A 13,905-nucleotide genomic window follows, 5' to 3' on the forward strand; every position below is an offset into this window, starting at 1 on the left:
CGCATCTATTCCGACTTTTACCTGCCGTTCGAGGCCTATCTGTTTGCTGCGGCGCTGTACCTGGTCGGTACCTTTGCACTGATTGCGGCTTTCCGCGCGGCTGAACGCAAGTTTCTGGCCTATCTGGCACCCCGTAGACACTGATGCAACGCCAAGACCACCTCCTGCGCACCCAAAGCCTGGGTAGCCAGAAAACCCTGACGAGCTTCCACTTTGGCACGCCGGGAGCCCGGCCCAAGGTGTATATCCAGGCCAGCCTGCATGCCGAGGAGCTGCCCGGCATGCTGGCGGCCTACCACTTGCGCCGCTTGCTAGAGCAGGCCGAAGCGCAAGGCCAGATCCGGGGCGAGATCATTCTGGTACCGGTGGCCAACCCCATGGGACTGGCCCAACGGCTGGACCACAAGCCCATGGGCCGCTTCGAGCTGAATACCTCGGAAAATTTCAACCGCCACTACCCCGACTTCTGCGCTGCCGTATTGCCGCTGGTACAAGACAAGCTCGGCTCCGATGCCGCGCACAATGTACGCGCCATACGCCAGGCTGCCGGCCAGTATCTGCAAAACTGGGTACCCGAAACCGAGCTTGCAAGCCAGCGCAAAATTCTGACCAGCATGGCCTTTGATGCCGATGTGGTGCTGGACCTGCACTGCGACTGCGAAGCCATCATGCACATGTACGCCGAGGTGCCTTGCTGGCCCACCTTGGAGCCGCTGGCCCGCCTGCTAGGCACCCAGGCCGTTCTATTGGCCAAGAACTCTGGCGGCCTGTCTTTTGACGAGTGCATGTCCGGGCTGTGGTGGCAACTGGCCGACAAGCTGGGCAATGCCTATCCGATTCCGCAAGCTTGCTGCAGCACTACGGTAGAGCTGCGCGGTGAAGCCGAGGTTGGCCACGCCTGGGCCCAGGCCGATGCCGATGCCATCTTTGCGTATCTGCAGTATCTGGATGTGATTGGCGGCACCAAGCCTGCCCTGCCCGCTCTGGCCTGCGCGGCCACACCGCTGGCCGGTGCCCAGTTCATCAAATCACCCGTGCCCGGCGTACTGGTGTTTGCAGCCAAGCCTGGCGACCGCTTGGCGCTGGGCGACCTGGTGTGCGAAGTCATAGACCCTATTGGCAACACCGTGCACGCCCTACGCGCCGAGGTACCTGGCGTCATGTATGCACGTACCAACGAGCGCTACGCCACGCCGGGCGACGACCTGGCCAATATTGCAGGTGCTGTCCCCTTCCGTACCGGCAATCTGCTGGGTGCCTAATTTTTCTGAATACCGCTTATGACCACCCAACCCCTGAAACTCCAGGCCATAGACATCCACAAGAAGTTCGGCTCCAACGAAGTGCTCAAAGGCGTCTCACTGGAAGCCCGCGCCGGCGATGTGATCAGCATCATCGGCAGCTCCGGCTCCGGCAAGAGCACCTTTCTGCGCTGCATGAACCTGCTGGAGAAGCCCAATGCGGGCCGCATCATCGTCGCCGGTGAGGAGCTGAAGCTGGTGGCCGACAAGCACGGTGAGCTGGTGGCTTCTGAAGCCAAGCAGCTGCAGCGCATGCGCACCCGGCTTGCCATGGTGTTCCAGCATTTCAACCTGTGGGCGCATATGACAGTGCTGCAGAACATCATCGAAGCGCCGGTGCATGTGCTGGGTGTGCCCAAGGATGAAGCCATTGAGCGCGCCCGCAAGTACCTGAAGCTGGTGGACCTGCAGAACAAGGAAGACAGCTACCCGGCGCACATGAGTGGCGGCCAGCAGCAGCGGGTGGCGATTGCGCGCTCCCTGGCGATTGAGCCCGAAGTGATGCTGTTCGACGAACCCACCAGCGCGCTGGACCCGGAGCTGGTGTCCGAGGTGCTGAAGGTGATGCAGAAGCTGGCGCTGGAAGGCCGCACCATGGTGGTGGTGACGCACGAGATGGGCTTTGCCCGCGAGGTGGCCAACCACCTGATCTTTCTGCACAAGGGCCAGATCGAAGAGCAAGGCGTGCCGCGCGAGGTGCTGGGCCAACCCAAAAGCGAGCGGCTGCAGCAGTTCTTGTCGGGCAGCCTCAAATAACGAAGGCAAACGGCTTGTTCGTCGCCCACAGGGTGACGAAAGACCCCACCTGCTCGGCCCCCATGGGTTTGGCAAAAAGATAGCCCTGGCCTTGGCTACAGCCTATGCGCTCCAGAATGCTGCGCTGGGCCGGAGTCTCTACGCCTTCCGCCGTGGTTTCAAGTGCCAAAGCCTGGGCCAGTGCAATGATGGTCTGCACAATGGCCACCGCGCTGGCATCGCTCTCGGCCGCATCCAGAATACTGACAAACGAGCGGTCAATCTTCAGCTTGTCCAGAGGGAAACTGCGCAGATAAGACAGCGAGGAATACCCGGTTCCAAAATCGTCCAGTGCGATACGTATACCCTTGCGCCGGAAGTTATGCAAAATGGCCTGCGCAGTCTGGCTGTCCTGCATCAAGGTGGACTCGGTGATCTCCAGCTCCAACCGATTGCCGGGCAAGCCGCTGTATAGCAAAGCCTCGTCCACCATGGACAGCACATCGGCATTCGCCAGCTGTACAGCCGACAAATTCACCGCCACCCGCAGTGGGTGCGGCCAATGCATAGCATCCACGCAGGCCTGGCGCAACACCCAGGTACCCAGGGGCACGATCAAGCCGCTCTCCTCCGCTGCCGGAATGAACTCCAGCGGCGACACCAGTCCCCGCTGGGGATGGTGCCAGCGCACCAGGGCCTCAAACCCCACCAGAGTGCCGCTCAATAGATCGATCTGTGGCTGGTAATGCAGCACAAACTCGCCACGCTCCAGGCCGTTGCCCAGATCACTCAAAATATTCAGCTTCTGCTGTGCACGCGCATCCATGGCCGGCTCAAAGAAGCACAGGGTGTGGCGGCCGGCCGCTTTGGCCGCATACAAAGCCATGTCGCAAACCTTCAGCAGCTGCTCCGCACTGTGCGCATCCTGCGGCGAAAACCCTATGCCGATGCTGGCACGCACCTCGATGCGGTGGCTGTTCACCGACCACGCCTGGCCCAACGCAGCCTGCAGCCTTTCACCATAGGCCTGGGCTTGCGCGCGCGGCAGCAGGCCCGGTACGATCAGCGCAAACTCGTCACCACCCAGGCGCGCCAGTAGCTCGCGTGGCCCGACCTCGGCCTTCAGGCGCCTGGCCACCTCCTGCAACAGCTGATCACCCACGGCATGGCCCAGAGAGTCATTCACGGTTTTGAAGTTGTCCAAGTCGAACAACAACAAGGTACAGGCAGCCCGACAGCCCTGAGGGGAAAAATAAGCCTCCAGCGCATTGCCAAACTGCAGGCGGTTGGCCAAGCCCGTCAGCGCATCCTGGTGGGCTAGGCGCACCATTTCCATCTCACGCAAACGAGCTGCTGTGATGTCCGAGCCCACACCGCGCCAGCCCTGCAGCAGCCCCGTAGGACCCAGCAAAGGCTTGGCGGTCAGGGACCACCACTGCAGTTGCTCTCCGACCAATACGGGCACCACCACTTGACGGAAAGGCGTGTCCTGGGCCATGCAAGCCTGCAAGTGCAAAAACATAGCCTGCTCTTCGTCACGCAGTTGAGGAAACTGGGTCGACAACATCTCGACCAGGTTGCGCCCATGCAGCAGAGCAGGCGCCACACCCATGGCGGCGGCCAGGCGCACGGACACATGGCGCAGTCGGCCATTGGAGTCTGTTTCCCACAGCCAATCGCTGGCGTTTTCCTCGAAGTCGTTCAACAGCAAACCTACCAACTGTTTTTGCCGTTCGATTTCAGTTTCAGCCTTCAGGCCGTCGCGGAACATGCGCCAGGTGACAAGGATAGTGGCGGCCATCACAAAGCCGTAAAGAATCAGCAGGCCTGTCATATAGCTGTATGCAGGTTCGGGCCGCCCGGCGAAAGCCAGGCCAGTGCCTACACACAAAATCAGCGTCCAAGCCATGGCCACCCAGGGCAGGTAGGCAAACATCCAGCTACCGGTACCAATAAAGGAGGTCACGGTGCCCACCAGTAACAGCCGCCCGTCAGCATCGCCCAGGTCAAACAAATACCAGATGATCCAGGCGAAAAGCACAGCCGCGGCGGCGATGCCGATGGCAAACCACCAGCCTTTGGCCATGGACACGACCGTCGCTTCCGGCACCGACTGGTGGCGCCACCACAGCAGCAGATTGGACGTCCCTAGCAAAATCACCAGCGCGGCCCAGCCCAGCAACGTTGCGTGGTCGGCCTGGTGCCAATAGGCCAGGAGCAGCGCCACGGCGGTGGAAATATTGCCCACGCTGCTGAAGGGAATGCGCCGCAGTACGGCCCGGAACTGGCGTCCGCGGTAAGCCGCCACCAGCTCGGGAGACAGAGACGCATCACGCCACGCCTGTATATGGGCCCAAACATATGGGCCAAGATGCTGAAATTGCATATCTCAGTGTAATCAGGGCTTGGCGACCAGCGATTGTAGAAAACCCGGCTCGAAATGTGGCTCCAAATAGTCGGCAAGACCGTCAAACACCGCGTCCAGCGTGGGCACGCTGGCACCAAACAGGGTCCGCAGCACCGCCGGGTCCTCCAGCATGCCATGCAGATACAAGCCCAACACATTGCCGGCGGCGTTCTGCCAACCCAGGCCGTCGGGCAGCACGGCGTGGGCGATATCGCCGGCCTGGGCCATGGCGCTGTGCTGCAGCGTTTGTCCGTGGTGGATTTCATAGCCTGCCACGGGCACCCCGGCCAAGGCGGCCCAGGGGCCAGCCATACGTTCTGCAAAGCGGCTCTGCCGGTGCTGCACCGTCTTGCGCTCTTCAAACTGCGTGACCAAAGGCAGCAGACCCAGGCCGGGCGCATTGCCGTCTATGCCGTGGGTGTCTATCAAGGCCTCGCCCAGCATCTGCAGTCCGCCGCAAATGCCTAGCACGGCCCCACCCCGCGCGGCATGGGCCGCCACCGCCGAGTCCAGCCCTTGCTGGCGCAGCCAGGCCAGGTCGCCACTGGTGTGCTTGGAGCCGGGCAAGATGACCCAGTCGGCACCTGCCAGCTCAGCCGGGCTGCGGGCCCACACCAGGCGTACGCCGGGCACGTTCTTCAAGGGCTGGAATTCGTCCAGGTTGCTGATGCGCGGATAGGCCACGACGGCGATGGTGCGCGTCACCGTGCCATTGCTGCGGCTGCGGTCATCAAACACACCATCTTCCTCGGGCAGGCCGTGCTGCCACCACATGGGCAGCGTGGCCACCAGCGGCACGCCGGTCAAAGCCTGCAACTGCTGTGGCCCCGGCGCCAGCAGCCGCGCATCGCCGCGGAACTTGTTCAGCACAAAACCGCGCAGCAGCTTGCGGTCCGCCTCGGGCAGCAGGGCCCAGGTGCCATACAAATGGGCAAAGGCACCGCCACGGTCGATGTCTGTGACTAGCAGGCAGCGCGCATCCGCATGGCGGGCCACCCGCATATTGACGATGTCGCTGTCGTACAGGTTGATTTCGGCAGGAGAGCCTGCACCCTCGATCACCACCACATCGTTTTCGGCGCGCAATGCATCCAGCGCCTGGGCCACCACCGGCCAGACCTTGGCGCTGCGGCTGCGCCAGTCCAGGCCGCTCAACTCAGGGCTGACCTGGCCCAGCAGTACGACCTGGCTGTGGGTATCCCGCTCGGGCTTGAGCAGCAGCGGGTTCATCCGCACATCGGGCTGAATTCTGGCCGCCAGCGCCTGGAAGTACTGGGCGCTACCAATTTCCCCCTGTGCAACAACACGCGCGTTATTGCTCATGTTCTGCGCTTTGAAGGGTGCGACCTTCAGCCCCTGGCGGGCGTAGTAGCGGCACAGCGCGGTGGTCAGCCAGCTTTTACCGGCCCCGCTGGTGGTGCCCAGCACCATGGTGCAGACGGCGAGGCTCATGCGCAGAAATACTTCATTGGGGGTGGCTGCAAACGGTGCGAACCGCGCACCCATGTTATGAATAAAAAATGGCTCCAGCGCAGATTCTATCTGCGCCAGAAGCTATCAATTAAATAGCAACCTAAATAGCCCACATGCTACGATCCCGGCCGGCACCCTTGGCCTGGTATAGGGCTTCATCAACGCGCTTGTAGACACTGCGCACATCGTCGCCCAGTCGCAGCTCGGTCATGCCGGCCGAGCAGGTGTAGCCAAATTCCGGGTGCGCTGGCAGCGGATGGCGCTGGCGCACCACATTCAACAAAACCGACACCACGCTGCCCAGGTTCTTGGGTGACATGCCGCGAAACAGCAGCAGAAACTCCTCACCCCCCAAACGGCCAAAACCATCGTCGCGCCGCAACGAGCGCTGCACCGTATGGGCAAAGTCCTTCAGCACGGCATCGCCCGCCGGGTGGCCATAACTGTCGTTGACGCGCTTGAAATGGTCCAGGTCCAGCAATACCACGCCGCACGGCGCAGCGCGGTGCTGCCGCTCGTCGATGGAGTCACGCAGCAGATCCATGATGTGCGCGCGGTTACTGATGCCGGTCATCCCGTCTGTCTGCGCGGCACGCAAGGCCACATCGCGCTGCTGGCGCATGCTGCGCTCGCCGCTTTTCAGCACGGTGATGTCGGACGCTACACACAGCATCCAGCCATCGGCGCGCAAGGTCTCGGTCATCCAGATCCAGCGGCCATCGCACAGATCGGCCTCGAAGGCACGAAACGGCAGCTTGCCACGGCGTGAACGGATGGTGGCCAACCAGGTTTCGATGTCGTGGGTCTCTATGTAAGCGCCCTTGCGCTGCGCATGGTTACGGCGCATCAGCGCGGACCAGCTGAGCAGCTCGCCGTCATCCAGGCCATAGGCGCTGCGGAATGCGGGGTTCGCAAAGCGCAACTGGTCGTCCGCATCCAATAGCGCAACCAGCAATGGCGAATCGGCATACGCCATCAGCAGCTGTTGCGCGATCGGGTCGGTGCAAGCAAGGTGCAGCATGCGAACCATCATACAGACACGCGGGTGAAAAGAGCGGTGAATCCGGCCCCTGAGGCGAAGGCTGACATGCAGATGTCACACCTGCGGCGGAAGATGCTTCTCGCTTGGCAAACGTTCCACCAGGCCCCTCAAAGAAGGATATCCCCATGACTTCCATAGACCGTCGTTCCCTGTTGCGAGGTGCGGCCGGCGTCGGCCTGTCCACCGTCTTCCCTGATGCCATCAAGCAGGCCCTGGCGATTCCCGCCAACGCGGTCACCGGCACCATCCAGGACGTGCAGCACATCGTCGTGCTGATGCAGGAAAACCGCTCTTTCGACCACTACTTCGGCACGCTGCGTGGCGTGCGCGGCTTCAACGACCCGCGCGCCGTGCGCCTCTACGGCTCTGGCAACTCGGTGTTCCAACAGCCTAATGTGAATTCGGCGGGCGTGACGCAAACCCCAGCCACGCTGCTGCCCTTCCGCCCCGCAGGCGCCGACCTGGGTATGGCGTTTCTGGCCGACCTGGCGCACTCCTGGAAAGACGCCCACGGCGCCTGGAACAACGGCCTCTACGACAAGTGGATTCCGAACAAGACCAGCAAGACCATGAGCTACCTGCAGCGCTCGGACATCCCCTACTACTTCTCGCTGGCCGATGCCTTCACCGTGTGCGACTCCTACCACTGCTCGATCATGGCATCCACCGACCCGAACCGCTACTACCTGTGGACAGGCTGGGCCGGCCAGAACGGCACACAGACGCCCGACGGCAACGCCACCGGCAACACCCCCGGCAACGTGGCCCTGGCCAGCAATGGCAATGGCGTGCCGCCCTACGGCCCGGTGGTCACCAATGCCGAAGCCGGCTACAACTGGCGCACCTACCCCGAGCGCCTGCAAAACGCCGGCGTCAGCTGGAAGATCTACCAGGACATCGGCGTGGGCCTCACCGCCGAAGGCTACTGGGGCTGGACGGGCCAGCCCTACATTGGCAACTATGGTGACAACTCGCTGCTGTACTTCACCCAGTACCAGAACTCCACACCCGGCCAGCCCCTGTATGACCGCGCCCGCAGCGGCACCAACATCTACAACAACGGCGCCTTCAACAACGGAGGCCTGTTCGACCAGTTGCGCAGCGATGTTCTGAACAACACCCTGCCCCAGGTGTCCTGGATTGCCGCACCCGAGGCCTATACCGAGCACCCCAACTGGCCCACCAACTACGGCGCCTGGTACGTGAACAATGTGCTGGCCGCGCTGACCGCCAACCCCGCCGTCTGGGCCAGCACCGTGCTGATCATCTGCTACGACGAGAACGACGGCTTCTTCGACCACGTAGTGCCGCCCACCCCGCCCATGACGGCCGCGCAGGGCAAATCCACCGTCAGCACCGTGAATGAAATCTACCCCGGCAACGGCACGGCCAGCTACCCCGCCGGCCCCTACGGCCTGGGCGCACGGGTCCCCATGCTGGTGGTGTCGCCCTGGAGCAAGGGCGGCTGGGTCAACTCCCAGGTGTTCGACCACACCTCCATCGTGCAATTCATCGAAAAACGCTTTGGCGTGATGGAGCCGAATATCTCGCCCTGGCGCCGTACCGTCTGCGGCGACCTGAGCTCGACGCTGGACTTCTCGATCGCCAGCGCCACCGCCTCGCGCCTGCCCAGCACCGCCGCCTATGTGCCACCCGCCTCCGACGTCACCAGCGGCAAGACCTACCCCAACCTGGCCGTCACGCCACCCGCCAACCAAACCATGCCGGCGCAAGAGCCCGGCGCCCGCCTGGCCCGTGCCCTGCCCTACCAGCTGCAGGCCCTGGGCGTGGCGAATGCGGCGGGCCAGAGCTTCGGCATCAGCTTCAGCAACACCGGCAGTGCCGGCGCCTGGTTCCATGTGCGCACCGCCAACGGCACCGTGGCCGGCGGCAGCACCGGCCCCTGGAGCTATACGGTGGAAGCTGGCAAGAGCCTGGCCGACACCTGGACGCCCGCCGCGGGCACCAGCGCCTACGACCTGTCGGTGTACGGCCCGAATGGCTTCCTCCGCAAATTCGCGGGCAGCACAGGCGCATCGGCAGCCAAGCTGACCGTACAGACCGTGTACGACACCGTCGCCGGCGGCATTTCGCTGGTGGTGACCAATATCGGCACCGCGCCCACCAGCGTCACTGTGACTGACAAATACATGAACAACGCCTCGCACCAGACGGTAGCCCCCGGCGCAAGCTTCCGCTCGGACTGGACGCTGCAAACCAGCGCGCGCTGGTACGACCTGGTGGTGACGGCCAGCACCGACGCCAGCTTTGTCTGCCAATGCGCCGGCCATGTGGAAACCGGCAAGCACGGCGTTAGCGACCCGCTGCTCTGAGCCCCCAAACCCTCTTGATGTCAGGAACCTCCATGTTTTCCAAATTGAAAATGTCTTTCCGCCAGGCGGCCCTGTCGGCTGGCACCTGCCTGTGCATCGCCATGGCCGTGCCCGCACAAGCCAGCGTGGTCTACAACAACATTGACGCCGTACAAAGCGGCTCTGACGCGGTGTACGGCACCGGCCCGCTGGCCAACTCGTTCAGCACCGGCACCTATGGCGGCACGCTGAACAGCATCCAGGCGCTGTTGATGAACCTGGGCCCGGACCTGAGCTCCAATCTGCAGGTCAGCCTGCTGTCCAGCAACAGCGGTGCGCCGGGCAGCCTGCTGGCAACTTTTGGCAGCCTGTCCAGCGCCGGCATCTCATCCAGCGGGTTTGAGTCCTACCGCTTCTCGCTGGCATCCGGCTACAGCCTGGCGGCCAACACCACCTACTGGATCGAGATTGCGGCAGCCGATCCGAATGCGGTGCAGTGGTCGTATTCGTCCGACCTGTCCGGACTCGGCGTGGCTGGTGAATCTTCTTACAGCGCGGCGTTTGGCGTCAGCCCCAACGACACGGCTGCGCTGGCCGGTTTCGGCCCCTACCAGATGGCGGTCGAGCTACCAGAGCCCGGCTCGCTGGCCCTGATCGGCCTAGGCTTGGTCGGGCTGGTCGTGGTGCGCCGCCGGGCCTGAGCCTGGCTTTAGTTAGGCCACCAGCGCGTCGGCCCGCGCGCGGGTCTGCAGCACGATCTCGGCGTTCAACTGGTCGTTCTGCGCCACCCGGTGCTGCGCCTGGGCCACGCTGAAACCCCAGGCTGCCTGGTGGCGCGCCACCAGTCGCTGCAGGGCCACATCCATGGGCACATCCAGGTACCAGCAGGTATCCAGCAGACCGTCCAGGTTCCAGCCATGGTCGCGGTGCAGCAGGTACAGGCCTTCCACCAACACCAGGCGTACAGCCGGGCCTATCTGCACCGCGCCTTCCACCGGGTCGCCCACGCTGTGCTCGAAACCGGGCCAGGGCACAGGGGATGCATCGTCAGCCGCGTTAAGCACGGCGCGCAAGCGGTCGGCCAGGCCGGCCGGGTCAAAGGTCCAGGGTGAGCCACGCCGTGCCAGAGCCGCATCCGGGTCGGGCATGCGCGCCAGGGCCGCCCGGCTCAGATGGAATCCATCCATGCCCAAGACCACTGCAGCGCCAGCACCGGCCTCGGCATTCACCGCCGCCACCAGCTTGTCGGCCAAGGTACTTTTGCCCGAGCCCGGCAGCCCCACCAGACCGACGATGCGGCGGCGCGGCCCCGGCACGCGCAGCATCTGCAGCAGTTGATCCACGGGGTCGTTGAGTACGGGGGGTGCATTGTCCAAAGTCGCCATATATCTCGCTTACATCTTTCTTTTGCGTTCCAGATCTTGCAGCGCCGCTTCCAGGCGCTCAAACCGGAAATGGTAGCCGTCTGCGAGCAGGCGCCGCGGCACCACACGCTGGCCTTCGGTCAACAGACTGGCTTGCTCGCCCAGCATCAGCTGCAACAACGCGGCAGGCACGGGCAGCGCCAGCGGGCGGTGCAATACACGGCAGACGGTGTCGGTGAATTCCTGCTGGCTCACCGGGTAAGGTGCGGTCAGGTTGTAGGCCCCGCTGGGCGGCCTGTAGGGAGTATGGGGCGACTGGTGGAGCTGGGCCAACAGATGCAGCACGCCAACCACCACGTCGTCCAGATGCACCCAGGTCAGTACCTGGTCACCCCGGCCCATGCGCGTGCCAACCCCCAAGCGGAATGGGCGCAGCATCTCGGGCAGTGCCCCCTTCAGGCCCAGTACCACGCCCAGCCGCACACAGGCCACGGCCACACCATGGGTGGCCATGCCCTGGGCCGCGTGCTCCCAGCGCTGGCATAGCTCGGACATGAAGATAGGCTGAGGCGGCGCATCTTCGCCCAGCGCGGCCGCGTCGCCCGGCGCCTGTATGCCGTAGTAGCCAATGGCCGAAGCACTCAGCAGCAGGCGCGGCTTGCGCGCCGAGGCCGCGACCCAATCCACCAGGGCCTGGGTCACACCGCTGCGGCTGGCATGCAGCTGCTGCTTGCGCTGCGGCGACCAGCGCGGGCCCAATATGGGCTCGCCCGAGAAGTTCAGCAGCACATCCGGCATATCGTCCGGCGCCACGTCGGCCAGCCTGGTCACATGGCGCACCGCCGTGCCAAACAGCGCCTCGGCCTTTTCGGCACTGCGTACCCACAGTGTGAGCCTATGGCCTTGCAGCAGCAGCGCTCGGCACAGCGCCTGGCCAAGAAAGCCGGTGCCACCAGTGAGCAGAATATGCAAAGGCGGGGCACCAAGTGTGGAACTGTGCGGGGTGGTCGGCATACAACTCCAGAAGGGAACGGACAGGGACTGGCGACGATTGTGGCGCGCCGCACCGATTGCACGAGAGTCCTAGTATGGTGTTGCGTGCTTGATGGAATGAATAAAGTCGATGGATTTTTGACCAGGATTAGGCGCAAACCACAGCCATAGCTCCGCTATGGCGCTGATTTGCAACGACATCATGGGTAAAAAGACGCGGCTTTAAATGTTCCAGATAGCGCGCAACACCACACTAGCCCCATGTCCCTCCAAACCGCCGCCCCAGCCACCCCGGATGATGCCCAGCACCGCATAGGCGCGGCCTGCCAGACCCATGCGCAGACCCGGCCGACGGCCATCTACTGGCGTTGAAAACACCCCCCCGCGTGTGGCACCATGCCTCCATGGACAACAGCATGATGGACAACTACCGATTTTTGGCGCGCTACAACCGCTGGTTCAACCAACGCCTGTACGCCTGCTGCGGCGGCCTGGGCGATGCCACACGCAAGCAAGACAGTGGTGCATTCTTTGGCTCCATCCACCGCACGCTGAACCACGTGCTGGTGGGCGACCAGGTCTGGCTGCAGCGCTTTGTGCAATGCGGCGCCGACCACGCCACCGCTTGGCCCGCACTGAGCGGCGCCATCCACCTGCCGCCCGGCTACCGGCTGAACCAGCCGCTGTACGACGACTGGGCCACGCTTCAGGCCCGGCGCGAGGTGCTGGACGCAGCCATCGAGGCCTGGCTGGCCAGCGCGCCGCCCGACATGGCCGGCTGGACCATGCGCTACAGCAACACATCGGGCACCCAGCGCCAACACCCGATGTGGCAGGCCCTGACGCATTTTTTCAACCACCAGACCCACCACCGTGGCCAGATCACCACCCTGCTGTCGCAGCAAGGTGTGGACGTGGGCGATACAGACCTGATCAGCCTGGTCTAGCCCAACCAGTTTCGGCAGGCCTACCCACCCAATTTTGATAGCAGCTTACGCAGGCAGCTACTGCGCTGGAACCTCATTCATTTGTATGAATGAAATGTAAAGGGTGGGCATTTCGACGCTACATTGAACGTATCCAAACGTAAGCATCCTCCATGACCTCAACCATCGAACCGTCCTTCGATCCCCACTCCACATTGCCGCCAGCGCCCGAACCACGCCAACTGCGCATCGCCTTCACCGGCTCCGGCAGCGAATACCTGCGCATCTGGATCGTCAACCTGCTGCTCACCCTGGTCACGCTGGGCCTGTACTACCCCTGGGCCAAGGTGCGCCGCCTGCGCTACTTCTATGGCAACACCCTGGTAGACGGTGCTGCGCTGGACTTCCATGGCAACCCCAAGAAGATGCTCAAGGGCACACTGCTCGTGGCCGTGTTGTTTGGCCTGTATTCGGTGGCTGGCCGCTTCTCGCAAGTGGCCGGGCTGGTAGCCCTGCTGCTGCTGGCGGCCGTCATGCCCGCGCTGCTGCGGGCTTCGCTGCAGTTCCGCCTGGCCAATACCAGCTGGCGCGGCCTGCGCTTTCAGTTCAAAGGGAACATGCCAGATGCCTACCGGGCTGTGCTGCCGCTGTATGTACCCACCATATTGATCCTGGGTTTGACGGTGTTTGCGCCGGAAGTAGACTCCGATAAACCACCTTTATGGATAGGTTTCAGCATGTTGGGACTGGCTCTGCTGACCTTGCTGATGTTCCCGTGGTCGTTCTGGAAATTCAAGCAGTACCAGCACGCGCACTACGCTCTGGCCCAACTGCAAACCCGTTTCAGCGCTGCCGCTGGTGCTTTCTACAAGCTGGGCGGCAAGATGTTTGGCTGGGGCATGCTGGCGGCCTTAGCACTGCCATTGGTCGGCGTGGCGGTGTTCTTCGCCACCAAGCCACACTTCAACAAAGGCCCGCTCCAGGCTGCCTTGTTAGGCCTGTTACCTTTACTGGTGATGCTAGGCCTCTTGATCGCCATCAAACCCTATGCCGTCGCCCGCTCGCAAAACCTGGTGTGGAACCACACCGGCAATAACGACCTGCAGTTTCACAGCGATCTACGCTTCAAGCCCATGTTCTGGCTCACGCTGAAGAATTGGCTGCTGGTGCTGATCACCCTCGGGTTTTACTGGCCGTTTGCGGCCGTGGCCATGACCCGCATGCGGCTGCAGGCCGCCAGCATCACCAGCCGCATTGAGCCGGACACCCTGGTGGGCCAGCGCGTCGGCAGCGGCAGCGCGGCGGTGGGCGATGCAGCGGGCGACTTTCTGGGCATAGACATCGGGCTGTAG

At 63.2% G+C, this 13,905-nt stretch carries 11 protein-coding genes; 6 read left to right on the forward strand and 5 right to left on the reverse strand.

Going from position 1 to position 13,905, the window contains the following annotated elements; all coding sequences use genetic code 11:
* Positions 1-143 precede the first annotated feature (143 nt).
* Together AC07R0_RS24245 and AC07R0_RS24250 are read left to right on the forward strand one after the other, a co-directional pair.
* Positions 144-1,262, forward strand: a complete 1,119-nt coding sequence (locus AC07R0_RS24245) for a succinylglutamate desuccinylase/aspartoacylase family protein (RefSeq protein ID WP_495106801.1) — start codon at positions 144-146, stop codon at positions 1,260-1,262.
* An 18-nt stretch (positions 1,263-1,280) separates the two neighbouring features.
* The gene (locus AC07R0_RS24250; RefSeq protein WP_495106802.1) at positions 1,281-2,057 is read left to right on the forward strand and encodes an ABC transporter ATP-binding protein; all 777 of its coding nucleotides are present in this window, start codon (positions 1,281-1,283) and stop codon (positions 2,055-2,057) included.
* Here AC07R0_RS24250 and AC07R0_RS24255 read toward each other — a convergent pair.
* The 3 genes from AC07R0_RS24255 to AC07R0_RS24265 all read right to left on the reverse strand — a co-directional run bounded on the left by AC07R0_RS24255 (position 2,050) and on the right by AC07R0_RS24265 (position 6,937).
* On the reverse strand, positions 2,050-4,344 hold the full coding sequence (locus AC07R0_RS24255) for a putative bifunctional diguanylate cyclase/phosphodiesterase (protein WP_495106803.1): 2,295 nt from the start codon (positions 4,342-4,344) through the stop codon (positions 2,050-2,052). The genes AC07R0_RS24250 and AC07R0_RS24255 overlap by 8 nt on opposite strands.
* 90 nt (positions 4,345-4,434) lie before the next feature.
* Entirely contained in the window at positions 4,435-5,895 is a 1,461-nt protein-coding gene (locus AC07R0_RS24260) for a cobyric acid synthase (RefSeq protein WP_495106804.1), read from the reverse strand.
* Positions 5,896-6,016: 121 nt separating this feature from the next.
* Positions 6,017-6,937, reverse strand: a complete 921-nt coding sequence (locus AC07R0_RS24265; RefSeq protein ID WP_495106805.1) for a GGDEF domain-containing protein — start codon at positions 6,935-6,937, stop codon at positions 6,017-6,019.
* Between the two features lie 146 nt (positions 6,938-7,083).
* On the opposite strand from AC07R0_RS24265, the gene AC07R0_RS24270 reads away from it, so the two are divergent.
* Entirely contained in the window at positions 7,084-9,291 is a 2,208-nt protein-coding gene (locus AC07R0_RS24270; protein WP_495106806.1) for a phosphocholine-specific phospholipase C, read from the forward strand.
* A 32-nt stretch (positions 9,292-9,323) separates the two neighbouring features.
* Positions 9,324-9,971, forward strand: a complete 648-nt coding sequence (locus tag AC07R0_RS24275) for a choice-of-anchor R domain-containing protein (RefSeq protein ID WP_495106807.1) — start codon at positions 9,324-9,326, stop codon at positions 9,969-9,971.
* 12 nt (positions 9,972-9,983) lie between these two features.
* Here AC07R0_RS24275 and AC07R0_RS24280 read toward each other — a convergent pair whose 3' ends face one another.
* Positions 9,984-10,655, reverse strand: coding sequence for a nucleoside/nucleotide kinase family protein (locus tag AC07R0_RS24280; protein ID WP_495106808.1), 672 nt, complete (start codon positions 10,653-10,655; stop codon positions 9,984-9,986).
* A 9-nt stretch (positions 10,656-10,664) separates the two neighbouring features.
* Entirely contained in the window at positions 10,665-11,606 is a 942-nt protein-coding gene (locus AC07R0_RS24285) for a TIGR01777 family oxidoreductase (RefSeq protein WP_495106809.1), read from the reverse strand.
* A 389-nt stretch (positions 11,607-11,995) separates the two neighbouring features.
* Between AC07R0_RS24285 and AC07R0_RS24290 the strand changes: the two genes are divergently transcribed.
* Both AC07R0_RS24290 and AC07R0_RS24295 read left to right on the forward strand, forming a co-directional pair.
* Positions 11,996-12,574, forward strand: a complete 579-nt coding sequence (locus tag AC07R0_RS24290; protein WP_495106810.1) for a DinB family protein — start codon at positions 11,996-11,998, stop codon at positions 12,572-12,574.
* A 152-nt stretch (positions 12,575-12,726) separates the two neighbouring features.
* Entirely contained in the window at positions 12,727-13,905 is a 1,179-nt protein-coding gene (locus tag AC07R0_RS24295; protein ID WP_495106811.1) for a YjgN family protein, read from the forward strand.

The sequence above is a fragment of the Rhodoferax sp. GW821-FHT07F03 genome (genome assembly GCF_059418745.1).